The organism is Idiomarina sp. MD25a, assembly GCF_001870515.1.
Lineage (GTDB): Bacteria > Pseudomonadota > Gammaproteobacteria > Enterobacterales > Alteromonadaceae > Idiomarina.
The window spans coordinates 260119-285823 of the sequence record NZ_MDGT01000003.1 but is presented as its reverse complement, the minus strand read 5'-3'; the positions used below and the strand labels follow the sequence as shown (position 1 = coordinate 285823).

The following is a 25705-nucleotide window of genomic DNA, read 5'->3' as shown; positions in this document are numbered from 1 at the left end:
TTTACTGGTCTTGAGCGATATCTGGAAACCAGGTTTCCAGCAGCTCACGCGAACGCTCCAGCTCCTTTTGCCAGGTGTCAGCACCGATAACGGTTGGCTTAATTAAAATAACCAACTCTTTCTTAGATGAATCATTGCTTTTATTTTTGAAAAGGTTACCCACCAGCGGCAAATCACCCAATAATGGCACTTTCTCGACATTCTCGGACGTCGAGTTTTGCATCAGCCCACCGAGCACCACGATTTCTCCGCTACGCGCACGGACGATGGTGTCCGATTCGCGAATATTGCTACGCGCCAACGGCAACCTTAACGTTTCATCACCAATAGTGATGACTTTTTCCTGCTCGCTGGTTTCGACCACTGATGGGTGAACATGCAAAGTCACCTCACCGTCGTCACTAATTTGAGGCGTTACATCAAGTGAGATACCCGAGAAAAACGGCGTCAAATCAACATTTGAACTCGTTAGCGCATCCTGTGTGACGGTGGTATTAGTTTGCGAGGTAACATCAGTGACGTAGTACTCATCTTCACCAATTTTAATTACCGCTTTTTGATTGTTCGATGCCGTGACGCGTGGGTTTGATAGCACTTGCACACTGCCTTGAGTCTGCAACAACTCTAAGAAACCGGTAAAACGATCAGAATTAAATGTCAGACCAAACACGCCGTCGGCTGTGGCAGCGGCAATATCATTCGGAACAGAGCCATTAAAGCCAAAGTCAAAACGACCACTCATGTTGAGTTCGTTCCAACGGATACCCTGTTGATACTGGTCGCCCAACGTCACCTCAACAATGCGTGCCTCAAGAATAACCTGACGTTGCAAACGTGACTGCAAGTTTTCTAGAAACTGATCGACCGCACGTAACTTCGACGGTTGCGCGGTCACACTGACTAATCCCGCTTGCGGTGAGAGCACCACACTACCGTTACCGCCTACGATGCCTTCTATCATTTCTTCTAGGCTACCCCACAAGTCTGTCTCAGACTGCGTGTTCACTGAAGCGCCATTGGCGCCGCCAGCATTCATACCACCAAAATTCTGGTTTTGGCCGCTGCCATTCAGGCCACCTAAGCCACTGTTATTGGAAAGGCTACTATTACTACGGTTGTTGTTGCCATAACCACTGTTGTTGTTACGTTCTTGGCTCACACCACCGCTGGTAATTTGCGTTTGCGACAAGCCAAAACGTTTCAACGAAAGATAGTCGAGTGCAAATGTTTGCGTGCGCACACCTGCTGGATACACTTGGATCATTCGGCCTTCGCGACGAACTTCATAACCATAGATATCACTCACAACATCGAGTGTTTCATCAATAGTCACGTCCTTTAAATCAAGTGAAATATCACCCGTTACATCAGGATGCACAACGATGTTATAGGGAGTATCCACGGTGAGGCTGTAAAAAAACTGCTTTGCCGCAACGCCATCCGCCTGCAACACAAAGCGCGGCTCTTCACCGACGAGCTCACTCGCACCAGATGCGTTACTCTCTGCAGACTGGTTTAAAAACGCAGCGACATCAGTCGGTAGTGTGGTGGGTTTCTTATTACTACCTTGCACAGGGGTATCTTGCTGCATCGCCTGATAAGCCTCTTGTGGTTTTTTATCGGGCTGATAGGCGCAACTCGTCAGCAACGCTGCTATCGCTGCTATCCAAAGCACTCTCATTCTTGATCTCCCTGAGATTCATTATTCTTTATATTCAATGGCTGAAATAACTTAAGCACGCGTTGCTCTTGATTACTACGCAGCACAACCTGGTTAGAACCGATACCGTCAACCTGATAACCTGCGATAGTATCCCCAGGCTTGAGCCATTGATTGTTAATTAACGCGCGTTGGGAGTCACTCGACACCACGACTTGCGTTAATACTAAATTCATATCTTGATTAACACTGGCACTGCGACCGGATTGCCAGCCATAAGGCCGCGTAGGGTCTTGCGCCAACGTTTGCATAGAAGTAAGCAGCAGGACGCTTGCAAGCAAATATCCAACACGATAAGGACTAGTTAGCACCGATAAACTCCTTATCCATACTAATAATGCGCCACGCAATCGTTAGTTGCGCTTGCGGATAGGCATCAACCTGATAATTGAATCGTAGCCATTCAACCTCTGGAAACGCGGTTTGCAATTGCTCGGCATAGCTTTTGATGGTAGCAAAGTCGCCCCTAAGCACGGCATCAACCCGGTGCTGATACAGCGCTCCACTGTCTTCATCGGTAATACGTTCAGGCTGTGGTGTATTGAGCGAAATCAGCTGCATGCTATCCGGATAGTTAAGCGCTTCACGCAAAAACTGCTTTCGTTGCGCAGCACCCAATACGCTGTGCCCACTGGCTTGTTCGACGAGTTGCTGCAAACGTTTTTGCTTACTTGTAATATCTTCGCGCAACGGCTGGTTTACGTCCTGTTGCAATTGCCGCTGAAGTTGTTCGTTCAAGGCTTCAGCTTGGGTCACTTGCTGTTGCAGTTGGGCAGTACGCTGACTTGCGGTATTCATGATTTTAATTTCTGGCATCACCAATACACTGACCAAGTAAACTGCGATAAGTACCCACAACAATGTAGCAATCAGAATGCGACGATCACGAGGTTGCTGCTGAAACCAGTCATTTATTTGTTGCCAGCGCTTATTCATCCGAACCTCGCTCACTCGCCAAACTGAAGGTTTGGTTGTCCTGCTCGTCTTGCGATAAGTCGACAACCGAGAAGCGACTATCACTCAATACCGGCTCGCCATCAAAACGCGCCATCCAGCTTGGGATAAGGTTGCCCTTAATGGCCTTACCATGCAGATTAATGCGCCCCTGTGAAATACCGAACTCGGTCAACCAAAGGCCTTCCATATCAATCGCTTGGAGCTCTGTCATCAACTGCTGAGGCGCAATTAGCTGACGCGACTCTAGATGAGTCAAACGTTCGTTGAGCTGCATTTGTTGCTGAATCCGTCGACTCAAGTTCTCGGATTGTTGAACTAACTGCTGATCAGGATTCTTTTGTTGTACCTGCGACTGTAATTGAGTTTGTTGCTGCTGCAACTGCTGCAGTTGCTGGTTAATATGGTCAACCTCGGCACTGCGTTGCTCGGCTATGTTCTGTAGAACAACCCAACCCACCACGATGACGAGGATCAGAACCAATGCTGCAATTAGGCTACGTACTAAAGAAAGTCTTAGAACAACAGGCTTGAGTTCGTCGGTGTATAAGTTAATCGACTGCTTCATTGGGCATCTCCCTGTGCGCTTGGCGTTATACTTGCCGCCAACGCCTCAAGGTCAGAAAAATCCCCCTCACACAACTCATTCATCCAGTGCGGATATTCGAACAGTTCAACGTCAACCGCCAACAATTCATGCAATGACTCCGCCATTGCCTCTCGCTGAGGACCCGCGATAGCTAATACAATTTCGCGCAAACCTGCTTGTCGTAACTGCCCTTCGTAGTAATCCATTGAGCGTTGAATTTCAGTCGCAAGCGGTTCGAGCGCGCCTAATTTAATTTCTTCTACGCTATATTTGGAGAGGTCTCGCACTCCGCGGAGCTCACGGGTAAATACAAGCTCACCGGCGCGATATATTTGCGCTACATAGCGATTTTGACTGAGCCCATAAAGCACCATGCAGGGTTTTTCTCGATGCTGAAATAAATTCTTTAACACCACTTCACTCACGGTAATATCGGTGAGCTGCCATGATTGTGCCACAACCGCATCAACGATATTCACTAACAGGTCCCTTGCAGCCACCACCGCGGTGACCTTATCCTGACCACTGGCTTGTAACGGAAGTTCATAGTAATCAGTAATCATCTGATCAGGACTCATTTCTGTCAGATCATCGAGCTGAAAGCGTAAACTAGCGGCAAGATCTTCGTCCGGCACATCAGGCCGATCGATCGCGGTCGATTGATAATGAGCAGGTTGCAATACGAACGTCACTTTGGCGTCATCTAACGACAACTTTTTATAACGTTCGTTAAGGTTGCTGAGCGCTTGTGCAATATTATTTTGCTTAAGTCGCTCGACATCATTGACGATTAACTCAGGTGCCTTATTTGGCTTTTCTTTAAGGATCAACAGACGAAGTTCAGCAGCGCTGATACTTATCACTAACTGGTAGTTAGAGCCTGTTTTTTTTCCGAACAAAAAGCGCACTGAGCATTCCTTTGTTTATTTTTTGTATATGGTATCAAACCTCTTACGCTTATTGGAACATAAATGGGCGATATTTCCACAATTTTTGCCCCTATTTTGATTAATCCAAAGAAAAACGTTTAACCGTTTGCTCGAGCTGTGCAGCCAATGTTTGCAGCGTATGCGCGGTACCACTGGAATGGCGTGTGGCTTCTTGGTTTTGTTGTGCCATGCCGGCAAAACGTTCGACGGTTTCTGCGACTTCATCGCTGGCGCGATTTTGCTCTTTCAGCGCATCGCTAATTTCCTGAACGACCTGCATGACCTCATCGAAACTACCGCGAATACGCGTCATTGCCTGTCCGGTCATATCAGCGAGCTCGACGCCCTCCTCGACCTCGCTCACGCCACTCTGCATCTGTTGAACGCTCGTTTGTGTACCTCGCTGGATCTCACCGACCATATGTTCAATTTCATCAGTTGATTCTGCTGTACGTTGTGCCAAGCTTCTGACCTCATCAGCTACAACTGAGAATCCGCGTCCTTGGTCACCCGCGCGAGCCGCTTCAATCGCTGCGTTCAAGGCAAGCAAGTTAGTTTGATCGGCGATGCCTTTAATCACTGACACGATGGCGTTAATTTTCTCCGACTGTGAATCAAGTTCCGTTAGCCGTTGCGAAGCTTGCGTCACCGCCTGATTAATGCGATCCATCGCCTGCGTCATTTGCTCAATAACCGTGCTACTCTCGCGTGCTTCATCACTCGCACGATGCGCGATGGTGCGCGCTTGCTCAGCGTTTTGCGAGACTTGTTCGATACTTGCGCTGAGCTCTTGAATTGCTGTTGCCACAGAGTCCGACGCTTGCGTTTGTTCATCGGACGATGCGGACAACTGCTCAGCGGTACTCGCAACGACACCACTGGACTCATTTAACTCATTAACGGCATTGCGGATATTATTCAACATGGCTTTGAGCTTGTCTTGCATTGCCACTAACGTTGATAGCACTTGCGCAATTTCATCGTTGCCATCCGCTTGAATACGATAATTTAGTTGCCCCTCGGCAATCGCATCAATAGCTTGCTGCGCGTCGGCCAAGCGATTTTGTAACTGCTTTTTAAATGTCCAAGCCGAACCAATAGCCACAAGTGCTACCACTAAACCGCCCAGTAACGTTGTCCATTCCGCCAATAAGCTCGCCTGATCGGCCTCCGCATGGCGCTCGGTTAACTGCGTACGCTCAAAGGTAATAAAGCTATCCATTAACTCGCGCATCGCTTGCATGTCTTCGCGGCCGCGGCCTTGTTTTACAAGGTATGCTGCCTGATCCAAGCCCATCGCACCGGGGCCGTATTGTAGCCGTATCGAAATAACCGGCTCCATCGCATCTTCGAGCCAGCGCTGATAAAGCCCATTAAACTCTTCTAGTCGTTTTAGTTGTGCCGATGAACCCTGGCTGAGCTGTTTAAGCTGCTCCCAAGACTGGCTCAGTTGTGCCTTACCTTCATCATACGGCACCTTGTCTTCATCGTTACCACTGATTACATAACCGCGCTGACTACTTTGAATCAGTAGTAATTGCTTAACTAAATCTTCCGCGACTGTAATAACAGTAAAGGTTTGTTCAGCTTGAGAAGTGGTACTCACGAGTGAGCGAATACTAAAAAGTGTGGTTGTAATGAGTACAACGAGCACTAGCAAGATGGCAGCAAAGGCTGAATAGAGCTTGTGGGTTAATTTCATGGGCTTGACCGATAGCAAAAATAAGAATACTCATTTTAGTATCGGTCAATCAAAAGATAACTTCAGCCCTGAGCATTGTCATAGAGCACTCAGGTCTGAACTTAATAGACGCTCTTTATGAACGCTTCCAGTGCAACGTTTGACCCGCGTAGTAAGGCACGATAGGTCCTGTTGCAGTTGACACTTGCTCGGGTACTTGCCAGGTCTCTTGCGTTAGCGTCAGGCGCTCTTCATTCAATGGTAATTGGTAGAATTGCGCACCAAATACCGAACTAAAGTTCTCCAGCTTATCAAGTGCATCATGCTGACTAAAAAACTCTGCGTAGAGTTCAATTGCAGCGGGCGCCGAATAGCAACCAGCACAACCGCATGCGGTCTCTTTGTTTGCCTTTACGTGCGGCGCTGAATCTGTTCCCAAAAAGAACTTAGCACTACCTGATAGCGCCGCTTTTTGTAAACGCTCTTGATGCTCACGACGTTTTAAAATAGGTAGGCAATAGTTATGCGGGCGCACACCGCCCACTAATAAATGGTTGCGATTCATCAATAAGTGCTGCGGCGTTATCGTTGCTGCGACATTGTCGTGAGCCGAGGTCACAAAATCGACCGCATCACCGGTGGTGATGTGCTCCAAAATCAACTTCAGCGCGGGAAACTGCTGAGTAATTGGAATCAAATGACGCTCAATGAACACTTTTTCGCGGTCAAAAATATCGATATCAGCGTCGGTCACTTCACCGTGAACCAGCAGTGGCACACCATGCGTTTGCATTGCTTCTAATACCGGCGCTAAAGCTTCGACTGATTTTACGCCAGAGGCTGAGTTGGTGGTTGCGCCCGAAGGGTAGAGTTTAAAGCCAATGACTGTTTCCTCAGCGGCTGCTTTTTTTACTTCCTCGACCGTCGTTTCACCTGTTAGATAAAGTGCCATACGAGGATCAAAGCGCTGATCCGCGCCGAGATGAGCCATGATGCGTTCACGATAACTTAACGCGGCAGACACGGTTGTCACCGGGGGGACTAAGTTGGGCATAACCACCGCACGGTGGAACACTTCAGCAGAATGCGGCACGGTAGTGGCCAGCATTTCTTCATCGCGCAAGTGCAAGTGCCAGTCGTCGGGGCGGCGGATCGTAATCGAGTTCATCAAGTTACCTCATCGGAGCGAATACACACCTACTAGTATACTGCGTTCGTCAAGTCAGCAACAGAACCTCGTTAACGAATACCCATCGCTTCTTTCCAATGGGTCCTGCAACATGATATGTAGCGGTCGTTACCGCCAATCGCAATTTGTTGGCCCATCTTTACTGCATTACCGTGCTCGTCCACCCTAAGCGACATCGTTGCTTTGCGTCCACAGTGGCAAATCGTCTTCATTTCAACCAGCTTATCTGCGACAGCGAGTAATACCGCACTGCCAGGAAACGCATCACCAAAAGCGTCGGTACGGATGCCGTAACACATGACCGGAATATTGTGTGTATCGACGATCGTCGTAAGCTGCCAAACTTGTTGCTCCGTTAAAAATTGCGCCTCATCAAGCAAAACACAATCAATCCGACGCTGATGGTACTGCTTCAAAATGAGTTCAACGAGATCACAGTCCTGCGTAAATTGGAGGGCATCACGCGCTATACCTAGGCGTGAAGCAATTTTCCCCTGTCCTGCGCGGTTATCGATCGCAGGGGTCATGAGTAACACTTGCTGCTCACGCTCCTCATAGTTATGTGCCACCTGTAATAATGAGGTGCTTTTGCCGGCATTCATTGCCGAATAGGTAAAATAAAGTGATGCCATAGTGGGATTCTTTTTATTATCCAAGTCAATTCTGTGCCAAAATAACGCCAAGCAAATGTTACCGAGGAGTTTTCGATATGCAATACCCTGCCGATTTTATCAAGGCCATTCCTAAAGCTGATCTTCACTTGCACTTAGATGGTAGCTTACGCGCTTCAAGCCTGATTGACATGGCAAAACGCGCCAGTATCGAACTCCCCAGTTATACAGAGGAAGGTCTGTTTGATCAGGTTTTTAAGTCTCACTACAACAACTTAGGTGAGTACTTAAATGGCTTTCAGTATACCTGCGCTGCGCTTCGTAACCTAGAAAACCTGGAGCAAGCGGCCTACGAGCTCGCCATTGATAACCAAGAAGAGGGGGTGAACTATATCGAAGTTCGCTTTGCGCCTCAGTTGTTAATGAATCCAGCTGCAGGTGTGACCTTTGACACTATTATGCATGTGGTCAACGATGGTCTGAAAAAGGCGAAAAACGAATACAATCAGCAGCCAAGTGTGCAACAAGGCGAAAAGCCGCCCTTTGACTATGGCATCATCAACTGTGCCATGCGCATGTTCGGTAAAAAGGGCTTCTCCCCTTACTACACTCAGCTATTCCAGCACCTACGCGACTTTGAACCCATGCAGGTGATCCGCACGGCAGCGATGGAGTTGGTGCGCGCCAGCGTCAGAATGCGTGATGATGAAGGTTTACCTATCGTCGGTTTAGATATCGCTGGACAAGAAATCGGCTATCCGGCAAGCCAGTTCAAAGATGTGTACGAATACGCCCATGAAAACTTCTTGTTAAAAACCGTACACGCGGGTGAAGCCTATGGCGCGGAAAGTATCTTTGAAGCGCTCACGCAGTGCCACGCGGATCGTCTAGGCCATGGCTACTCGTTATTCTCGCCTGAAATGACCGAGGATCCGTCGATTGAAGATCCTAAAGCGTATGGCGAAAACTTGGCTTCATATATTGCCGATCGCCGTATTGCTGTTGAGGTTTGTCTTACCAGTAATCTGCAAACCAATCCAAGCATCGGTGGTATCGAGAACCACAACTTTAAGCATATGCTCGATAACCGTCTAGCCACGGTTATTTGTACGGATAACCGATTGGTATCGCGCACGACGGTCAGCAACGAATATCAATTAGCTGTCGATAATTTTGATATCTCGCTAAAACGTCTAAAAGACATGGTCGCCTACGGTTTTAAAAAGAACTTCTTCCCAGGCGACTATGTGGCTAAGCGCGAATATGCGAAGAAAAACTTAGCTTATTTTGATCGTGTAGTTGAACAATTTGGACTAAAAGACGCCAGCCACTCTTGAGCAGGAACAGGATAAGCGAATAAATACCCTTGCATAACAATCGTGGGGCAGCGCTCGGTCAAGAAGCGCGCCTCACGCTCTGTTTCAACACCCTCGGCAATCATGCGTAAGTCTAAGTGCTCACCTATCGAGAGAATGGTTTCAACGAGCGCATCATGCGTCGTTTTCTCACCGATACTGCGGACGAAGCTTTGATCGATCTTGAGTTCACTCACCGGCAGTTTTTGTATATACGCTAAGGATGAGTAGCCTGTACCAAAATCGTCAATCGAGAAACGGATGCCGAGTTTGCTTAACTCACGCATGACTTCGATGACTTTATCCGTGTCTTCTATCAATACCCCCTCGGTGACCTCGATCATCAACTGATGGGGTTTAAAATGATAGTTTTCTAGTAACTCACTCACTGCATGAACTAAATCGCCCCGAACAAAATGTCGGGCAGAGATGTTCACTGACAATGCATCAATGGGGTTCTCAGCAATTTCCTTAGAAACAAGAATCTGTGCGGCACGCTGCAGTACCCAACGGTCAATCGATAGAATCAAATCTGAGCGTTCAGCAATCGGTATAAATACACCCGGGCTAATGAGCCCCTGCTCCGAATGATGCCATCGTACCAAACCTTCGGCACTGACCACCTTACCCGTCGCATCCACTTGAGACTGCAAATATAAATCAAGCTCATCGTTTTTTATCGCATGCCGTAGCATTCTCTCGACATCGAATTGCCGCTTAATCTCCTCTCCGTATTGCTGACGATAGACGGCGAAGTGATTGCCCCCGTATCGTTTTGCCTTATGCAAGGCTGTTTCGGCACGACGTAACAATTGTTCTGCATTACCACCTTTTTGTGGATAGACGACCGCGCCTATGGTTGCTGACATGGTCAGAACATCATCGTCTAACTGAATTGGCTTGCGGGTGATCTTGAGCAGCGCCTCGCAGGTCTCATAGAGCTTCTCTTTGGCCACCTCGCGTTTAGAAACTTGCGGTGGGAATAGAACAGCAAACAGGTCAGCCCCCAAATGCGCGAGCTGCACGCCCTGCTGTTCCGTCCACTGCTTCATTCGCTCAGCAAAAGCTTGGACCAAGCGATTGCCGAACTCATGGCCACGCGCATCATTAATCTGTTGTAATCGATCAATGTCGACGAGTAACAAGTAGCCCAGTTCATCCTCTTCTAACGACGCGAGTGCTTGGTCGATGATTTGGGTCATATGCAGTCGGTTGGGCAGGCCGGTCAATGTCTCGTAATAAGCCATATAGTGAAGCCGCTGCTCGTCGGCCTTGCGCTCGGTAATATCGTCCTCAACCGCAATATAGTGAGTGCATTCCCCCTGTTCGTTGTAGACCGGCGTAATAATCGAATACACCGTATAAACTTGCCCATCTTTACGTTGGTTGAGCAATTCACCGCGCCACGTTTTACCTTGGTTAAGGGTGTCCCAAAGTTCATGGTACACCGATTGTTGCGTCAGACCTGATTTGAGAATGCGGGGGTTATTGCCAACCAGCTCGTCTCGTTGATACCCGGTAATCCACTCAAACGCTTTATTCACATACTCTATTTGGCCTTTGGCATCGGTAATAATAATGCACTCATTGCTTTGGTCTACCGCGGTTTCTAGATTTTTAAGTTTGGACCAATGCGCATGACGATCGGCAGCGATCGCCTCGACCTGACGCGCCAGCGCCGCAATATCATCCTTGCCGCGTACGTCAATAGCAACACGCTGTTGCTCATCCCGCATCGCCTGCACACCGGTTTGCATGTGGCCAAGCCGTTTGCTAATACGGTAGTTCAGATACCTGTGCAGAAGGGCGACCAACAACAGCACGATAATGAGCTGAATTGTCAACGTGGTAAGACGCGACTGCGCCACACTCCAAAAGGTATGCTTTTGCTCGAACGCGATCATGAGTGAGAAAGGTCGAAATTCAGGAAAGTCCGAAGATACCGTCAGCGGCACGTAAACAGTCAAGCGACCTTGGTCCTCAACGTGATGCAGCGTGATGTCGCTGTTTGCATTGAGTTCATGCCAAGTTTGCGGCGCGATACTCAACGCCTGATATAAGGGTTTATCAAGCCAGTGATGATCAGCGGCATATTCTATACGCCCCTCTCGGTTATAGATAAACGCGGCTAGGACATTCGGTTGATCTTGTAGCTGGGAAAGAATTTCATGCAACAAATCCGTGCGCTCATAACGCACTACACGATCAAAAGTGGCCTGCATCATCTGCGCTGTAGTTAAGACTTCTTGTTCAACCACGTGACGATTCTCGGCTGTTTGTTCGGTGATGGTAAAAGTGGCCAAACTGACAAACATCGCAATGCCAACGAAGCCCACCAATAACGAGATTTGGGTGCTTAGTCGTTGAAAAAACTTAATTGACATCGATGTCATAGGAGGCGCTCCATCGCTAAAAACAGATATTAGATATCATTAACGCGAATTATGCGGCTTAGAGGAATTTTATCAACACTCAATGACCGTTTTTCTTTATTAACTGCCAAAACGCGTCGCCGCAAACTGATTCAACGCTTTATGTACGAGGTAACACACCATCATTGCTGCAATAATAGCGACTAAGGTGCTACTGAGTCGGTACAACCCTGAATAGACTAAGTCTTGCGTGGGCGAGAGGTACTGACCAAATAAAATACCCACTGTGGTCAAAGCGCCAAAACCCACGCCAGCTCCCGAGGCCTCAAGCACGTGAAGCCGAGCAAACAACATCACACCGACCCAGAATAAGGGCACAATAAGCCACAATGCGTCGTACCAATCATATAGTAATAGCTGTATCGCAAGCCCAAACATGACGCCGATTAGCGTGCCCATCGCGCGTTTACGCGCATAAGTCAGCGCACCATTCCAATGCATGGGGAATAACACCAAAATAGTGGTTGCTTGCGCGGATATTGAGTCTTGCAAATCAAACAGCTGAAAGACTAAAAATGACAAGGTTGTTACCGTGGCACCCAAAATCGCCTCATGACGTACGCGGTTGGATGATTTTTCAGGCGCTACGGGAGGCGCATTGGGCTCCGCTTTGTTGGGAATTAATGTATGCATCATAAAAGCAATAACGATAGCTAACAATGACGCGAAAAAATTACTCGCAATGAGGTTATTGACGTCGGTAGTTGGATAGCTCGCATAGTGCAACATAATACTTAGCATCAACACGCCGTTGGCACCAAATAAAAACGCAGTGCCGCGTGCCATGAAAGCAAAGCGATACAGAAACAACAAAAATGCGACCATCGTCATGAGTACCGGGTGCCCACCTAATAACTGCGCCACGATACCGACTTCAATCCCACACATGACTGATGCTGCTAATAATTGGCGCGCCACATGTCCGTTAATGACCGGCACTAAACCCAGCAAGAGCATGGGTAGTACGGTAAAGAACACACCATAGGATAAGTCAAACAGCGTGGTGACTAAGAAGCCAATGGACGCCCCGAAGGCAATGCGCAAGCATTGCCGCAGACCATTTTCAGTTAATCCGAGCGGTTTCATACGTGCTCCACGCTAGTAAATATAATGTAACCAACCCAGTAGACGCACTTGAGCTTGTGCAACGGTGGCTTTAAAGCGCCCATCGGGCACAATTTGTACCGTTGCCTTAGCGCCCGCTGGACGGGTGTTATCAATACCTTTGGCAAGGCTCAGGTGCACACGCATACGTTGGGCATCTCGCACCCAGCGGTTCGAGTTAATCGGTTGTGCGAGTGTGCCATCCGCGCTCAACTGACCTGCGTTAACACCGGCATCAACGCTATCGATCGTCGCCTCATAAACGGTACCTGGCTCGGCATCAAAGACAACCAGTGCGCGCTGACCTTTTTTTACATGGCGCAAATTCTTTTCCCTAAAATCAGCCACAATATCTGCTTGAGGTGATACCAATGCGAGTAACGGGTTACCTTGACGAGCATACACACCTTCGCTGAGTTTTAAGTTACTTACACGACCCGCGTGTTGCGCACGCACAGTGGTATAGCTCAAGTTCAGCTCGGCATTATCGACCGCATTTTTAGCCTGTTGAATAAGCAGGTTGTGGGCATTGTCTGAGTCACCGCGCTGAACTTTGAGGCTCTCCAGTTGCGATTTAACCGCATCAACATTTGCTTGCGCTTGCAGCGCCGCGCTCTGCGCCTGATCAAACGCTTGCTCAGACGTGCTGCCTTCCTTCACTAAGTCTTTGATTCGCTGCGCCTCACGACTTTGCTCATCAGCAGTCGCTTGCGCTGACTTTAGCTTTGCTTGTGCAGCACGAATTTGTGCATCCAGTTGACGGTTCGACTGTTGTGCTTGCTGCAAAGCTAATTCAGCTTGCTGTAGCTGCAAACGGAAAGGTCGAGGATCTAGCGTAAATAAAGGGTCACCCGGCTCCACATACTGATTATTGTGAACCAACACTTGCTCTACCGTACCGTTAACCTGCGGCGCGACCTGAGTGACTACGCGAGTCACCATTGCTTGCGGCGTAAGCGGTAACGCTAAATCGGCCCAGAGAAAGTAAGCAAACAATGCGATAAAGCCGATAAGCGCACGCTTAACCCACTTTGCGAATTTTTCATCAGCTGTCATTGTGTGTCACCTCCTTGCTTATCGTCTCGCTGCTTTTGTTCACTGCACATTTGGTGGGCGTTACGCGAAATCACAGCTAGTACATGCTTAACCGTTTCAATGTCTTCGTCGGCAATATCAGCCATCAGCGTACGACGTACTTTAAGGATTTTGGCTTCCATTTTTTTCACCAACGCATGACCTGCATCGGTTAGGTAAACTCGCTTCGCACGGCCATCGTCTGGACATACACGCCTTACAACAAGTGACTGTTGCTCTAGCTGTGTCAACGTTCGCATTAATGATGCGAGTTCTATTTCCAACGCCTCTGCCAATTGCTTTTGACTTGCGCCATCGCCGATTCGCACCAGCTTCCACATCGCGCTCCAGCGTGGGTAAGTTAAACCTAAGGGCGCAAGTTCACGATCTGCGACCGCTTGCCACTGACGTGCTACTCGGCCCAAACGTTCTGGCACGGACAGTTGTTTGAGTTGCTCTTGCGAGAGTGTCATAACCTGATCTCATTTAGTTAGCTTGCTAAGTATATTAACAAGGTTAGCAGGCTAAGTAAATTGAGAGAGTTTCGATGAGCCTAATCGGAGATACAGATACAAAAAAAGCCCTTAAAAGTAAGGGCTTAATTAGAATTCTTTACAGAATATGTCTCAGGTGAGCTCTAGAACGGAATATCGTCATCAAAATCGTTGTCGGGCGAGAACGGTTCTGGTTGTGAAGGCTGCTGATTTTGGTTAGAACGCATCGCATTGCCTTGGTTTGACTGACCGCCTTGGCCGCCTTGAAAGCCTTGCTGCTGTCCAAAACCTTGGTTCGGATTGCCCTGCTGATTAGACGCAGGCTGATTGCCGCCTTGGTTTTGATTCATGCCCTGGTTCATACCTTGATTCATGCCTTGGTTCATACCTTGGCCTTGACCCATGCCAGAGCCGCCACGAGAATCAAGCATTTGCATTTCGTTAATTACGATTTCTGTCGTGTAACGATCTTGGCCGTCTTGACCCTGCCATTTACGTGTTTGTAAGCGACCTTCAACGTACACTTTTGAGCCCTTTTTGAGATACTCACCGGCGATTTCTGCTAAGCGACGATAAGCAACACAACGGTGCCACTCAGTTTGTTCACGCGGTTCACCTGTTTGCTTGTCTTTCCACGTTTCGCTGGTTGCGATTGAGAGATTAGCAATAGCGGTACTGTTCTGGGTATACCGAACTTCAGGATCGGCGCCCAAGTTACCGACCAAAATTACCTTATTCACACCGCGACTGGCCATATTTCTCTCCTGTTCTAAAATTTTCTCTTTTAATAGTTTAACACGCTATTGGGCCGATTTGTGACGTTCGATCAATGCTTCGACTGCATGCTCATCATACTGCTTTTTATCAACTTTTAAATAGGTGACTTGGTCGTCCGATGCGAAGCGAACCTCTTCAACACCTGAAATACCGAGTAGCGCATCATTAAACTGATCAAGGGTTTGTTGCTCAAGCCCTTTCAAACTAATCACCACGTTTGTTACGGCTTTAGGATTTTGCATCAAACGGCTCAACACAAACCATAACGCTAGTATAGCTAAACTCGCGACACCAATCCCTTTAAGCTGATAAGTTTGTAAGAGCCAACCGCCTAGCGCGCCACCGACGAACGCCCCGCTAAACTGGCAGGTCGAATAGATACCACTGGCGCTCCCTTTACTGCCCGCAGGTGCAATACGTGTAAGCAATGACGGCAGTGTCGCTTCTAAGAAGTTAAAGCCTGTGAAAAACACCACCAACGCGATGGCTATCACAATCAGCGAAGCACCCCACCATGTAATGAGTGTCGCGCCCACCATCAACAATAAAATAGACAACCTAAACCAAGTGACATGTTGATTGGTTTTTGCGCCGTGAATAATCATGGGCACCATTAACGCGATCGATAGCACTAAGGTCGGTAAATAAAATAAGGCATGATATTCAGTCCGTACATCATGCGCTGCCAACAACGTTGGTAAGCTAATGAACCAAGAGGTCAGTACCGCGTGCAATACAAACACGCCGCCATTGAGTAACCAAAGTTGCCGATGTCTCACCAAGTGTTTGAGTTCCGTGGCAACAGGCAACGCCTCGCGACGAGCTGATTTAGTCAATGTTTTCGGCACTGCGACGAGTAACAAGCCAATCCCCACGAGAGCGCTTGCGGCAGTAAACCAAAATAGGCCTTGTAAGCCAATATGGTCGGCGAGTAACGGGCCGATAATCAGCGCCAGAGCAAATGCCAAGCCAATACACATACCGATAATCGCCATGACTTTCGAGCGTTGATTATCGCGTGAAACATCGGCTGCCATCGCTAAAATAGCCGCTGCAATGGCGCCAATTCCTTGCACAGCGCGACCAACAACAACGCCCATCAAGCTATCCGCTTGTGCAGCAATCACACTACCTAGAGCAAAGACCAATAGGCCACCCACGATGATAGGACGACGCCCTATTCGATCCGATAACATGCCCAGAGGAATTTGGAAAAAAGCTTGAGTTAAACCATAAGCCCCTAAGGCAACACCCATTAACGCTGGCGTGTAATCGGGGTACTGATGGGCATAAATTGCCATGACAGGCATGATCAAAAACAGGCCTAACATGCGTATGCCAAAGACTGAGGCAAGTGCGAACGCTGCGCGCTTTTCTGTTCTATTTAACTGTTGCTGACTCATAATGCTCGCTATTATGAACGACTGAGCCGGCATTGTACCAGATACCCTAGTCTGTGCGATAATACTCGGCTCACTCGGTTGAATCATTTACGCCTATGCGCGGAGAAAAAAGTTTACTATGGACAAAATCGAAGTACGTGGTGCGCGAACACACAACCTAAAGAATTTTAACCTGACCATACCGCGCGATAAGCTCGTAGTCATCACGGGGTTATCCGGCTCAGGCAAGTCATCGTTGGCGTTCGATACGTTGTACGCGGAAGGTCAACGGCGCTATGTCGAGTCACTCTCCGCCTATGCCCGTCAGTTTTTATCTTTGATGGAAAAACCTGATGTGGACGGCATTGAAGGTTTATCACCTGCGATCTCCATTGAGCAGAAGTCCACCTCTCACAACCCTCGCTCGACGGTGGGCACCATTACCGAGATATACGATTATTTACGTCTATTGTTTGCCCGTGTGGGTGAGCCACGTTGTCCTACACACGATGTGCCCTTGGCTGCGCAAACCATTTCACAGATGGTTGATCAAGTGCTCAGCGAGCCTGCGGAATCAAAACGCATGTTATTGGCACCCATCGTACAGAACCGTAAGGGCGAACACGTCAAGGTGCTAGAAAACCTTGCTTTACAAGGTTTTATCCGGGCGCGCATCGACGGTGAGATCTGTGACCTGAGCGATCCGCCGACACTCGAGTTGCAAAAGAAGCATACCATTGAGGTGGTTGTTGACCGCTTTAAAGTGCGTGAGGGAATCGAGCAGCGCTTGGCCGAGTCGTTTGAAACCGCTATTGATATGACCGGCGGTACTGCGTTTGTAGCACCAATGCCGGGTGAAGAAGGTGAGACACTGATTTTCTCGGCTAACTTTGCTTGTCCACACTGTGGTTACAGTATGCAAGAGCTGGAACCGCGTTTGTTCTCGTTCAATAACCCAGCCGGTGCCTGCCAAACCTGCGATGGCTTGGGTGTAGAGCAATTTTTTGATCCGAGTAAGGTGGTCGTCAATGGCGACTTATCGCTCACGGGCGGTGCTATCCGCGGTTGGGATAAACGCAATTTTTATTACTACCAGATGCTACAGTCACTGGCTAAGCACTATGACTTTAAGTTGTCGGTGCCGTTTAATGAATTGAGCGAAGATACTCGCGCAGTGCTGCTCTATGGCAGCGGCAAAGAAGAAATCAAGTTCACTTACATGAATGATCGGGGCGATAAAGTCGTTCGTGCGCATCCGTTCGAAGGTATTATTCCCAACATGCAACGCCGGTACCGCGAAACAGAATCACAAGCGGTGCGCGACGAGTTGGCAAAATACATTGCCGTACAACCCTGTAAAAGCTGTCACGGTAGCCGTTTGCGTACTGAGGCGCGCCATGTATTTATCGAAAATACCAACTTACCTCAGGTTTCAGAGCGTTCGATCGGCGATGCGCTAGACTTTTTCCAAAGTCTTGAACTTGACGGTCAGCGTGGAAAAATCGCTGAAAAAATATTGAAAGAGATTAACGATAGGCTCGGTTTCTTGGTCAATGTGGGGTTGAATTACCTGAGCCTGTCACGTAGTGCAGAAACCTTATCCGGTGGTGAAGCTCAACGAATCCGTTTAGCCAGTCAAATTGGCGCAGGTTTGGTGGGTGTGATGTACGTATTGGATGAACCGAGCATTGGCCTACACCAACGCGATAATGAACGTCTTCTAAACACACTGATTCATTTACGCGATCTAGGCAATACCGTGCTGGTAGTTGAACATGATGAAGATGCAATTCGTCAGGCGGATCATGTAATTGATATTGGTCCCGGTGCGGGTGTGCATGGGGGCGAGATCGTAGCCCAAGGCTCCGTTGACGATATCGTTGGCACCGAACGGTCACTAACCGGCGACTATTTATCAGGCCGTAAGGTCATCGAAGTGCCGGCTAAACGTAACGAGCCAGATGACCGTTGGCTAAAAATTATTGGCGCCACGGGTAACAACCTAAAAAATGTCGATTTAAACATTCCTTTAGGTTTAATGACCTGCGTCACAGGCGTGTCGGGCTCCGGTAAATCGACCTTAGTCAACGACACTTTGTTTAAAGTCGCTCATCGCGAACTGAACGGCGCAACCACGGGTGAAGCTGCGCCGCACGAACGTGTAGAAGGGATGGAGCTGTTAGATAAAGTAGTGGATATTGACCAAAGTCCGATTGGTCGCACACCACGCTCTAATCCTGCAACTTACACTGGAATTTTTACACCGATTCGTGAATTATTTGCCGGTGTACCAGAAGCCAGAGCACGCGGTTACAAACCTGGACGTTTTAGCTTTAACGTTAAGGGCGGTCGCTGTGAAGCGTGCCAAGGCGATGGTGTGATTAAAGTTGAGATGCACTTCTTACCGGACGTGTACGTACCCTGCGATATTTGTAAGGGTAAACGTTACAACCGTGAAACGTTGGACATTCAATATAAGGGCAAAAATATCCACGAAGTATTGGATATGACCATTGAAGAGGCTCGTGAGTTTTTTGACCCGATTCCGGCAATTGCGCGCAAGCTACAAACGTTAATGGATGTGGGTCTATCGTATGTGCGACTTGGCCAGTCGGCAACAACTTTATCCGGTGGTGAAGCACAACGCGTGAAGCTGTCACGCGAGTTGTCGAAGCGAGATACTGGACGTACGCTTTATATTCTGGATGAGCCTACTACAGGACTTCACTTCCATGACATTAAGCAGTTACTGGCGGTGATTCATCGTCTGCGTGACCATGGTAATACCGTGGTCGTTATCGAGCACAACTTAGATGTGATTAAAACCGCTGACTGGATTGTCGACTTAGGTCCTGAAGGTGGCTCGGGCGGTGGTGAGATCCTCACCGAGGGCGCTCCTGAAAAAATCGTTAATGAAACGCGGTCTCACACCGCACGCTTTCTTAAACCCATGCTTAAATCGTCATAGGAAGAGAGGATGTTAGAAGAGCAGTTTAAAGTTCGTTTTTATGAAACCGATGCCTTAGGTCATGTGAACAACACCGTTGTGCCTATGTGGATTGAGACCGGTCGGCTACCTATATTTGAGTTCTTTGGTGAAATGTCACCGGAAACAAAAAGCCTTATCGTTGCTCGTCTTGAAGTTGATTTCGCGCGTCCCATTTTCTTTGGCTCGAATGTGACCGTAAAGACTTTTGTTCAACGTCTTGGCGGCAGTTCCTTTGATATTGGTACCGAAATCTGGCAAAAAGGTGAGCTCTGCGCCAAGGGCAAAACCGTACTCGTTTATTTCGATTTTGAGCAACAACGTTCGGTTACCTTAAGTGATGAGCTAAGGCAACGCCTCGTTGAGCTACAACATCCGGAGCATCCCATTGACGCGTGATTTGGTAAGTGGTGGGCAAAAGATTCATGCCCCTGATGACCTCAATCGCTTGTTGACTGAAATTCATCAGCAAGCGATGCAGATCCAATCGGGGAAAGTTGCCGATTATATACCTGCGCTCGCTGCGGTCGACCCCGATCAGTGCGCCCTCACGTTAACGACACTGGATGGTGAAGTGTTTAACGTGGGTGACACAGACACATTGTTTTCTATCCAGTCCATTTCTAAAATTTTCGGCTTAATGATGGCGATGGATCGTTTAGGCGACGATTTGTGGAAACGGGTCAAGATGGAACCTTCAGGACAGGCGTTTAATTCGATTGTTCAGTTGGAATGGGAAAAGGGTATTCCCCGAAACCCCATGATCAACGCAGGAGCGATTTTAATTAGCGATGTGCTAGTTAGCCACTACTCGACAAGTAAAAACGCTGTGATGAGTCTTGTGCGTAATCTATGTGGCAACGATCGTATCTATGCGGATGAATCCGTACATGCATCAGAAAAAGAACACGGCCACCGCAATGCGGCATCTGCCCATTTGATGAAGAGCTTTAATAACATTGAATCCGATGTAGACGAAGTACTCGACCATTATTTTTGGCAATGTGCGATTAGCATGAGCTGCGAAAACCTCGCACGTTCGTTCACATTTCTTGCCAATGCCGGTGTATGCCCTTTTTCTCAACGGGAAATCATTAGTAAGCGAGATGCTCAACGGATCAATGCGTTGCTATCAACCAGCGGTATGTATGACCAAAGTGGTGAGTTTGCCTTTACCGTTGGCGTGCCTGCGAAAAGTGGTGTCGGTGGCGGGATTGTCGCTATTGTTCCTGACTTTGGCGTGATTTCAGCATGGAGTCCAAAACTCAATGCGTTTGGAAACAGCGCACGCGGCATGTTTATGGTGAGAGAATTAGCCAATAGGCTTGGCTTAAGTGTTTATTAGCGTCTTAAGCCAAGACGATAAACTTGAAAGCGCGTCAAATTAAATCGCTGTAACAATTTGTCGATATGCCCCTGACGCGCTAATTCACGAACAAGTTGCTGCATTGTTTCTTGAGTCAGGCGTTTATTATGACCGACAATCATGCTCAACATGTAATCATCAAAGATCTGATCAGAGACAAGCAAATCTTTCTCGTATTGATCACCGGCATTTTGTAGGGCTGATAGCAGTTCATCATTAATCGGCATGACATCAATGCGACCCCCCATTAACATCCGCAAGTTAGTCAGTGCGGAATGAGACAGATAAGCTCGATAGGCTCGACCTAATTCATCTGCGGTACGCTCAGTACCATCGAAATTATAATGATACCCCTTTACCGCACCTACAGTCTTACCCTCTAAGGTGTTGAAAAAGGCTTGAGTCCTGCCAGGCTTTCTTTTAGCAACAAAACGCTCACGGCCTCGAATAATTGGAATGGTCGATTCCACGTTTCGATTTTTCCAACCCCATTCCTCAGACTCAAAAAAGATGACGTCGCAGCAACCATTTTCAGACAATGCTTGATAACGGCCGTTGGGAGGAATGACTTGTAACTGAAAGTCGTAGGTATCTTGATATTCATTCAAAATCTGAATGAGTTCACGAGTGACATCAGTTTCAAGCCCCATCGAAAAGTAGGGGGGATAATCATATGCAGCAACATACACAGGTGTTTGTGCGCTTGCATTCTTGATGAATGAAACGCTCGACAGAAGGCATGTTATCAACAAAAAGAGACTTCTTCGCACTGCACTTATTTAGATTGAAACTGGACGGTTATAGTGAGGTTAAACCTGATAAATGTCAATAATTGGAGCCAAATGGGGCCGTTCTGACACGACTTTACACGGATAAACACCAACCCATAAAAAAACCCGGCCGAAGCCGGGTTTTTGTTAAACGTGTTAACGTTTAATTAGTCGATGATCTTAGATACAACGCCTGCACCTACTGTACGACCACCTTCACGGATTGCGAAACGCAAGCCTTCGTCCATTGCGATTGGAGCRATTAGCTCTACAACGAACTTCAAGTTGTCGCCTGGCATGACCATTTCTACGCCTTCTGGCAATTCTACTGCGCCCGTTACGTCAGTTGTACGGAAGTAGAACTGTGGACGATAGCCTTTGAAGAATGGCGTGTGACGGCCACCTTCGTCTTTGCTCAGTACGTATACTTCGGCTTCGAACTTGGTGTGCGGAGTGATTGTACCTGGCTTCGCCAATACTTGACCACGCTCTACTTCGTCACGCTTAGTACCACGTAACAACGCACCGATGTTCTCGCCTGCACGACCTTCGTCTAGCAACTTACGGAACATCTCTACACCTGTAACAGTGGTCTTCATGGTATCTTTCATACCTACGATTTCGCACTCGTCACCRGTCTTAACGATACCGCGCTCTACACGACCTGTTACTACCGTACCACGACCAGAAATCGAGAATACGTCTTCGATTGGCATGATGAACGGCTTGTCGATATCACGCTCTGGCTCTGGGATGTAGTTGTCTAACGCGTCTGCKAGCTCAACRATCTTCTTCGCCCACTCTTCGTCGCCTTCTAGCGCTTTAAGTGCTGAACCTTGGATAACTGGCAAGTCGTCGCCTGGGAATTCGTATTCTGATAACAGTTCACGAACTTCCATTTCTACCAATTCCAACAACTCTTCATCGTCTACCATGTCACATTTGTTCATGAATACAACGATGTAAGGTACGCCTACCTGACGTGACAACAAGATGTGCTCACGTGTTTGTGGCATTGGGCCGTCTGTCGCCGCTACTACCAAGATCGCGCCGTCCATCTGAGCAGCACCAGTGATCATGTTTTTAACGTAGTCAGCGTGTCCAGGACAGTCAACGTGCGCGTAGTGGCGAGTTGGCGTGTCATATTCAACGTGTGAAGTTGAGATGGTGATACCGCGCTCTTTCTCTTCTGGCGCGTTATCGATGGCTGCGAAGTCTTTCGCCGCACCACCATAGACTTTAGCCAGAACTGTCGTAATAGCAGCGGTTAAGGTAGTTTTACCGTGGTCAACGTGACCGATGGTGCCGACGTTTACGTGCGGCTTCGAACGTTCAAATTTTTCTTTAGACATTGCAGCCTCTCTAACAAAATTCTGTTGGATGTACCTAGCAACTATGTTGCATACCGGTCGCGGTTAGAGAGTAGCCTATGATGACGTGGTGCTGATAGGCGGATTCGAACCGCCGACCTCACCCTTACCAAGGGTGCGCTCTACCAACTGAGCTATATCAGCACTGGATTGTTTGGAGCGGGTGGCGGGAATCGAACCCGCGTCATCAGCTTGGAAGGCTGAGGTAATAGCCACTATACGACACCCGCTGAAACATTGGGCCACCTCAAAACCAAGAATTGCGTGGTGGAGGGGGCAGGATTCGAACCTGCGAAGGCTGAGCCGTCAGATTTACAGTCTGATCCCTTTGACCGCTCGGGAACCCCTCCCAAAAAGTGCAATTTGAATTGGTGCCGGCAGAGAGAGTCGAACTCCCGACCTACTGATTACAAGTCAGTTGCTCTACCAGCTGAGCTATGCCGGCACCCCGGTTAGGTGGAGCGCATTCTATGGTACTAAATTTGATAGTGCAATAGCTTTGCGCGATTTTTTTTAAGTTTTTGAAGTGATTGGTTAGTTTTTACCTAATTCGCTGGTTTAATAACCAATATTTGACTCAGTTTGCCTTGTCGCAGCACAAACTGCAACAAGGCGATCCGTTTTTATTTTGCGAACGGGTGACGCAAAACAATGGTTTCTTTCCGGTCAGGACCCGTTGAAATAATATCAACAGGTACACCTGTAAGCGCTTCAATACGCGCAATATATGCCAATGCTTGCGGCGGTAACTGATTATGTTCTGTCACCCCTACTGTGCTCTCTTGCCAACCTGGCAATGTCTCATAAACGGGTTCTACCGCTTCGTAATCTTCAGCGGCCATGGGTGGATATTCACTAATGGTTCCGTCAGGCAGCTTATAGCTAGTACAAATCTTTAACTCATCTAAACCATCAAGGACATCCAGCTTAGTTAAGCAGAATCCGCTCACAGAGTTAATTTGCACCGCTCGACGCATCGCTACGGCATCAAGCCAGCCGGTACGGCGTTTACGGCCTGTTGTTGCACCAAACTCATGCCCTTTAACGCCAAGATGTTGGCCCACGTCACAATCTAATTCAGTTGGAAATGGCCCACTGCCGACACGTGTAGTATAGGCTTTAACAATACCCAGTACGTAGTCAATGTATCGAGGGCCAAAGCCTGCACCTGTCGCCACACCACCTGCCGTGGTATTGGACGATGTCACGTAAGGGTAAGTACCGTGATCGATATCAAGGAGTGTGCCCTGCGCACCTTCAAACATGATCTCTTCACCGTTCTTACGCGCTTTATCAAGTAATGCAGGCACGTCTGCGACCATCGGTTTTAGCAACTCGGCAAATTCTTTGCATTGTTTTAAGACAACATCAAAATCAATCGCGGGTTCGTTGTAGAGCTTAGTCAATGCGAAATTATGGAAGTCGGTTAACTCTTTCAGCTTATCCTCTAAACGCGTAGCATTAAAAAGATCGCCGACGCGTAAGCCTCTGCGCGCGACTTTATCTTCATAAGCAGGGCCGATACCTCGACCTGTAGTACCAATTGCTTCTTTACCTAACGCACGCTCACGCGCTTGGTCTAAAGCGATGTGGAAAGGCAAGATTAATGGGCACGCCTCACTGATACGCAGACGTTCTTTTACTGGCACATTCCGCGCCTCTAACATCTCCATTTCTTCCATTAAGGCTTCAGGCGAAAGTACCACACCATTACCAATCACACATTGTACGTTGGTGCGTAGTATGCCCGACGGAATTAAGTGAAGTACGGTTTTTTCACCATCAATAACCAATGTATGACCGGCATTGTGACCCCCCTGATAACGCACCACGAGCGATGCTTTATCTGTCAGTAGATCAACAATTTTACCTTTACCCTCGTCACCCCATTGGGTGCCTAGAATCACGACGTTTTGACTCATGTTTGCCCCGCTTAAAAAAAATCGACGTAATTTTACCCTGTTGCGTTCGGTTTGTATATGGACATAAAAAAGCCCGCGATGACGCGGGCTTCAATTTGCTTGAGCTTACTCTTTCGGCTCGCCTTGAAGATCCTGAAGGTAGCGGAAGAAATCACTCTCCGCATCAAGCACGAGGACATCCGATCCCGAACTAAACGATTCGCTATATGCTTGCATGCTACGAATGAATGCAAAGAACTCTGGATCTTGTTGATAAGAGTCCGCATAAATCTTCGCTGCTTGCGCATCACCTTCACCCCGTAGTTGGCGAGATTGGCGCTTAGCATCCGCTAACATAACGGTTACGCGTGCATCCACATCAGCGCGGATAATTTCCGCCTGCTCACGACCTTCTGAACGGTGTTCAGTCGCGACTGCTTGACGTTCAGCGCGCATCCGCTGGTAGATAGACTGACTGACTTCATCAGGCAAGTTAATCTGCATCACACGTACGTCAATAACTTCGACGCCTAAGTCAGACGCACTCTCAGCACCTTTAATGAGGGCTTCACGCATCAACTCGTCACGCTCACCTGAGACGATATCGGAAATGGTACGGCTACCAAATTCGCTACGTAACCCGCTGTTGATACGACGCGTAAGCAACGCTTCAGCTTGCGTTTTGTTACCGCCATTGGTACTCAGATAGAAGGTCGAAAAGTCGTTAATACGCCACATCACGTAAGTATCAACGATCAAATCTTTTTTCTCACTGGTAACGAAACGGTCAGGGTCACCATCAAGCGTTTGCAAACGCGCATCTAAGCGTTTTACTTGCTCAATAAACGGTATTTTGAAATGCAACCCTGGCTCAAAAACCATAGCTTCGCCTGTCTCGGCATTACGCTCAACCTTACCAAATTGAATAAGAATTGCGCGCTCACCCTCTTTAACAACATAAAGAGACGACAAACCCAAAGCGACGAGTACTACTACAATAATTGCGATTAAATTTTTCATA

At 48.0% G+C, this 25705-nt stretch carries 22 protein-coding genes and 4 tRNA genes; 4 read left to right on the top strand and 22 right to left on the bottom strand.

Annotation, left to right across the window (positions count from 1 at the left end):
• Position 1 precedes the first annotated feature (1 nt).
• The 8 genes from mshL to BFR57_RS05440 form a co-directional block, all read right to left on the bottom strand.
• Complete coding sequence (mshL, locus tag BFR57_RS05475; RefSeq protein WP_071463019.1) at positions 2 to 1681, bottom strand: pilus (MSHA type) biogenesis protein MshL; 1680 nt, start codon at positions 1679 to 1681, stop codon at positions 2 to 4.
• Positions 1678 to 2031 (bottom strand): hypothetical protein, encoded by a 354-nt coding sequence (locus BFR57_RS05470; RefSeq protein WP_071463018.1) that lies wholly within the window; start codon positions 2029 to 2031, stop codon positions 1678 to 1680. The genes mshL and BFR57_RS05470 overlap by 4 nt, the downstream gene beginning before the upstream one ends.
• Complete coding sequence (locus tag BFR57_RS05465) at positions 2021 to 2656, bottom strand: hypothetical protein (protein WP_071463017.1); 636 nt, start codon at positions 2654 to 2656, stop codon at positions 2021 to 2023. Before BFR57_RS05465 ends, BFR57_RS05470 begins: the two co-directional genes overlap by 11 nt.
• Positions 2649 to 3242 (bottom strand): PilN domain-containing protein, encoded by a 594-nt coding sequence (locus BFR57_RS05460; protein WP_071463016.1) that lies wholly within the window; start codon positions 3240 to 3242, stop codon positions 2649 to 2651. The genes BFR57_RS05465 and BFR57_RS05460 overlap by 8 nt, the downstream gene beginning before the upstream one ends.
• Positions 3239 to 4171 (bottom strand): hypothetical protein, encoded by a 933-nt coding sequence (locus BFR57_RS05455; protein WP_083405047.1) that lies wholly within the window; start codon positions 4169 to 4171, stop codon positions 3239 to 3241. Before BFR57_RS05455 ends, BFR57_RS05460 begins: the two co-directional genes overlap by 4 nt.
• Before the next feature lie 100 nt (positions 4172 to 4271).
• Positions 4272 to 5894 (bottom strand): methyl-accepting chemotaxis protein, encoded by a 1623-nt coding sequence (locus tag BFR57_RS05450; protein ID WP_071463015.1) that lies wholly within the window; start codon positions 5892 to 5894, stop codon positions 4272 to 4274.
• A gap of 115 nt (positions 5895 to 6009) precedes the next feature.
• Positions 6010 to 7041, bottom strand: a complete 1032-nt coding sequence (pyrC, locus tag BFR57_RS05445) for a dihydroorotase (RefSeq protein WP_071463014.1) — start codon at positions 7039 to 7041, stop codon at positions 6010 to 6012.
• A 71-nt stretch (positions 7042 to 7112) separates the two neighbouring features.
• Positions 7113 to 7694 (bottom strand): thymidine kinase, encoded by a 582-nt coding sequence (locus tag BFR57_RS05440; protein WP_071463013.1) that lies wholly within the window; start codon positions 7692 to 7694, stop codon positions 7113 to 7115.
• A gap of 77 nt (positions 7695 to 7771) precedes the next feature.
• Here BFR57_RS05440 and BFR57_RS05435 point away from each other — a divergent pair, with 77 nt between their 5' ends.
• A complete protein-coding gene (locus BFR57_RS05435; RefSeq protein WP_071463012.1) occupies positions 7772 to 9010 on the top strand; it encodes an adenosine deaminase family protein in 1239 nt (412 codons plus the stop codon).
• On the opposite strand, the gene BFR57_RS05430 is transcribed toward BFR57_RS05435, so the two are convergent.
• The 6 genes from BFR57_RS05430 to BFR57_RS05405 all read right to left on the bottom strand — a co-directional run bounded on the left by BFR57_RS05430 (position 8956) and on the right by BFR57_RS05405 (position 16312).
• Entirely contained in the window at positions 8956 to 11421 is a 2466-nt protein-coding gene (locus tag BFR57_RS05430; RefSeq protein ID WP_071463011.1) for an EAL domain-containing protein, read from the bottom strand. The two genes, BFR57_RS05435 and BFR57_RS05430, sit on opposite strands and share 55 nt — an antisense overlap.
• A gap of 99 nt (positions 11422 to 11520) precedes the next feature.
• Positions 11521 to 12546: a DUF2955 domain-containing protein gene (locus BFR57_RS05425; RefSeq protein WP_071463010.1), complete on the bottom strand. Its 1026-nt coding sequence runs from the start codon at positions 12544 to 12546 to the stop codon at positions 11521 to 11523.
• 12 nt (positions 12547 to 12558) lie between these two features.
• Positions 12559 to 13620, bottom strand: a complete 1062-nt coding sequence (locus tag BFR57_RS05420) for an HlyD family secretion protein (RefSeq protein WP_071463009.1) — start codon at positions 13618 to 13620, stop codon at positions 12559 to 12561.
• Positions 13617 to 14111, bottom strand: a complete 495-nt coding sequence (locus tag BFR57_RS05415) for a MarR family transcriptional regulator (protein WP_071463008.1) — start codon at positions 14109 to 14111, stop codon at positions 13617 to 13619. The genes BFR57_RS05420 and BFR57_RS05415 overlap by 4 nt, the downstream gene beginning before the upstream one ends.
• A gap of 164 nt (positions 14112 to 14275) precedes the next feature.
• Complete coding sequence (ssb, locus tag BFR57_RS05410; RefSeq protein ID WP_071463007.1) at positions 14276 to 14887, bottom strand: single-stranded DNA-binding protein; 612 nt, start codon at positions 14885 to 14887, stop codon at positions 14276 to 14278.
• Positions 14888 to 14932: 45 nt separating this feature from the next.
• Positions 14933 to 16312, bottom strand: a complete 1380-nt coding sequence (locus BFR57_RS05405) for an MFS transporter (protein ID WP_071463849.1) — start codon at positions 16310 to 16312, stop codon at positions 14933 to 14935.
• 118 nt (positions 16313 to 16430) lie between these two features.
• On the opposite strand from BFR57_RS05405, the gene uvrA reads away from it, so the two are divergent.
• The 3 genes from uvrA to BFR57_RS05390 are packed head-to-tail and all read left to right on the top strand — an operon-like array spanning position 16431 to position 20622.
• On the top strand, positions 16431 to 19259 hold the full coding sequence (gene uvrA, locus BFR57_RS05400; RefSeq protein ID WP_071463006.1) for an excinuclease ABC subunit UvrA: 2829 nt from the start codon (positions 16431 to 16433) through the stop codon (positions 19257 to 19259).
• Positions 19260 to 19268: 9 nt separating this feature from the next.
• Positions 19269 to 19676 (top strand): thioesterase family protein, encoded by a 408-nt coding sequence (locus BFR57_RS05395; RefSeq protein ID WP_071463005.1) that lies wholly within the window; start codon positions 19269 to 19271, stop codon positions 19674 to 19676.
• A complete protein-coding gene (locus BFR57_RS05390; RefSeq protein WP_071463004.1) occupies positions 19666 to 20622 on the top strand; it encodes a glutaminase in 957 nt (318 codons plus the stop codon). The genes BFR57_RS05395 and BFR57_RS05390 overlap by 11 nt, the downstream gene beginning before the upstream one ends.
• On the opposite strand, the gene BFR57_RS05385 is transcribed toward BFR57_RS05390, so the two are convergent.
• From BFR57_RS05385 to hflC, 8 genes are all read right to left on the bottom strand, one after another.
• The gene (locus BFR57_RS05385) at positions 20619 to 21395 is read right to left on the bottom strand and encodes an ABC transporter substrate-binding protein (RefSeq protein ID WP_253183607.1); all 777 of its coding nucleotides are present in this window, start codon (positions 21393 to 21395) and stop codon (positions 20619 to 20621) included. The genes BFR57_RS05390 and BFR57_RS05385 overlap by 4 nt on opposite strands.
• Before the next feature lie 185 nt (positions 21396 to 21580).
• Positions 21581 to 22765 (bottom strand): elongation factor Tu, encoded by a 1185-nt coding sequence (gene tuf / locus BFR57_RS05380; protein ID WP_071463002.1) that lies wholly within the window; start codon positions 22763 to 22765, stop codon positions 21581 to 21583.
• A gap of 86 nt (positions 22766 to 22851) precedes the next feature.
• Positions 22852 to 22927, bottom strand: a tRNA-Thr gene (locus BFR57_RS05375).
• Positions 22928 to 22938: 11 nt separating this feature from the next.
• A tRNA-Gly gene (locus BFR57_RS05370) sits at positions 22939 to 23013 on the bottom strand.
• Positions 23014 to 23048: 35 nt separating this feature from the next.
• Positions 23049 to 23133, bottom strand: a tRNA-Tyr gene (locus BFR57_RS05365).
• A 19-nt stretch (positions 23134 to 23152) separates the two neighbouring features.
• Positions 23153 to 23228 (bottom strand) — tRNA-Thr (locus BFR57_RS05360).
• Positions 23229 to 23406: 178 nt separating this feature from the next.
• Complete coding sequence (locus BFR57_RS05355; RefSeq protein WP_071463001.1) at positions 23407 to 24705, bottom strand: adenylosuccinate synthase; 1299 nt, start codon at positions 24703 to 24705, stop codon at positions 23407 to 23409.
• A 105-nt stretch (positions 24706 to 24810) separates the two neighbouring features.
• On the bottom strand, positions 24811 to 25704 hold the full coding sequence (hflC, locus tag BFR57_RS05350) for a protease modulator HflC (protein ID WP_071463000.1): 894 nt from the start codon (positions 25702 to 25704) through the stop codon (positions 24811 to 24813).
• Between the last annotated feature and the right edge of the window lies 1 nt (position 25705).

Bases quoted from the DNA above. Each gene is read 5' to 3' on its own strand.
- BFR57_RS05425 (WP_071463010.1), bottom strand. From the start codon at position 12,546: ATGAAACCGCTCGGATTAACTGAAAATGGTCTGCGGCAATGCTTGCGC.
- BFR57_RS05460 (WP_071463016.1), bottom strand. From the start codon at position 3,242: ATGAAGCAGTCGATTAACTTATACACCGACGAACTCAAGCCTGTTGTT.
- BFR57_RS05465 (WP_071463017.1), bottom strand. From the start codon at position 2,656: ATGAATAAGCGCTGGCAACAAATAAATGACTGGTTTCAGCAGCAACCT.
- BFR57_RS05405 (WP_071463849.1), bottom strand. From the start codon at position 16,312: ATGAGTCAGCAACAGTTAAATAGAACAGAAAAGCGCGCAGCGTTCGCA.
- BFR57_RS05435 (WP_071463012.1), top strand. From the start codon at position 7,772: ATGCAATACCCTGCCGATTTTATCAAGGCCATTCCTAAAGCTGATCTT.
- BFR57_RS05415 (WP_071463008.1), bottom strand. From the start codon at position 14,111: ATGACACTCTCGCAAGAGCAACTCAAACAACTGTCCGTGCCAGAACGT.
- BFR57_RS05395 (WP_071463005.1), top strand. From the start codon at position 19,269: ATGTTAGAAGAGCAGTTTAAAGTTCGTTTTTATGAAACCGATGCCTTA.
- mshL (WP_071463019.1), bottom strand. From the start codon at position 1,681: ATGAGAGTGCTTTGGATAGCAGCGATAGCAGCGTTGCTGACGAGTTGC.
- pyrC (WP_071463014.1), bottom strand. From the start codon at position 7,041: ATGAACTCGATTACGATCCGCCGCCCCGACGACTGGCACTTGCACTTG.
- hflC (WP_071463000.1), bottom strand. From the start codon at position 25,704: ATGAAAAATTTAATCGCAATTATTGTAGTAGTACTCGTCGCTTTGGGT.
- BFR57_RS05430 (WP_071463011.1), bottom strand. From the start codon at position 11,421: ATGACATCGATGTCAATTAAGTTTTTTCAACGACTAAGCACCCAAATC.
- BFR57_RS05420 (WP_071463009.1), bottom strand. From the start codon at position 13,620: ATGACAGCTGATGAAAAATTCGCAAAGTGGGTTAAGCGTGCGCTTATC.
- BFR57_RS05440 (WP_071463013.1), bottom strand. From the start codon at position 7,694: ATGGCATCACTTTATTTTACCTATTCGGCAATGAATGCCGGCAAAAGC.
- uvrA (WP_071463006.1), top strand. From the start codon at position 16,431: ATGGACAAAATCGAAGTACGTGGTGCGCGAACACACAACCTAAAGAAT.
- BFR57_RS05355 (WP_071463001.1), bottom strand. From the start codon at position 24,705: ATGAGTCAAAACGTCGTGATTCTAGGCACCCAATGGGGTGACGAGGGT.
- ssb (WP_071463007.1), bottom strand. From the start codon at position 14,887: ATGGCCAGTCGCGGTGTGAATAAGGTAATTTTGGTCGGTAACTTGGGC.
- BFR57_RS05450 (WP_071463015.1), bottom strand. From the start codon at position 5,894: ATGAAATTAACCCACAAGCTCTATTCAGCCTTTGCTGCCATCTTGCTA.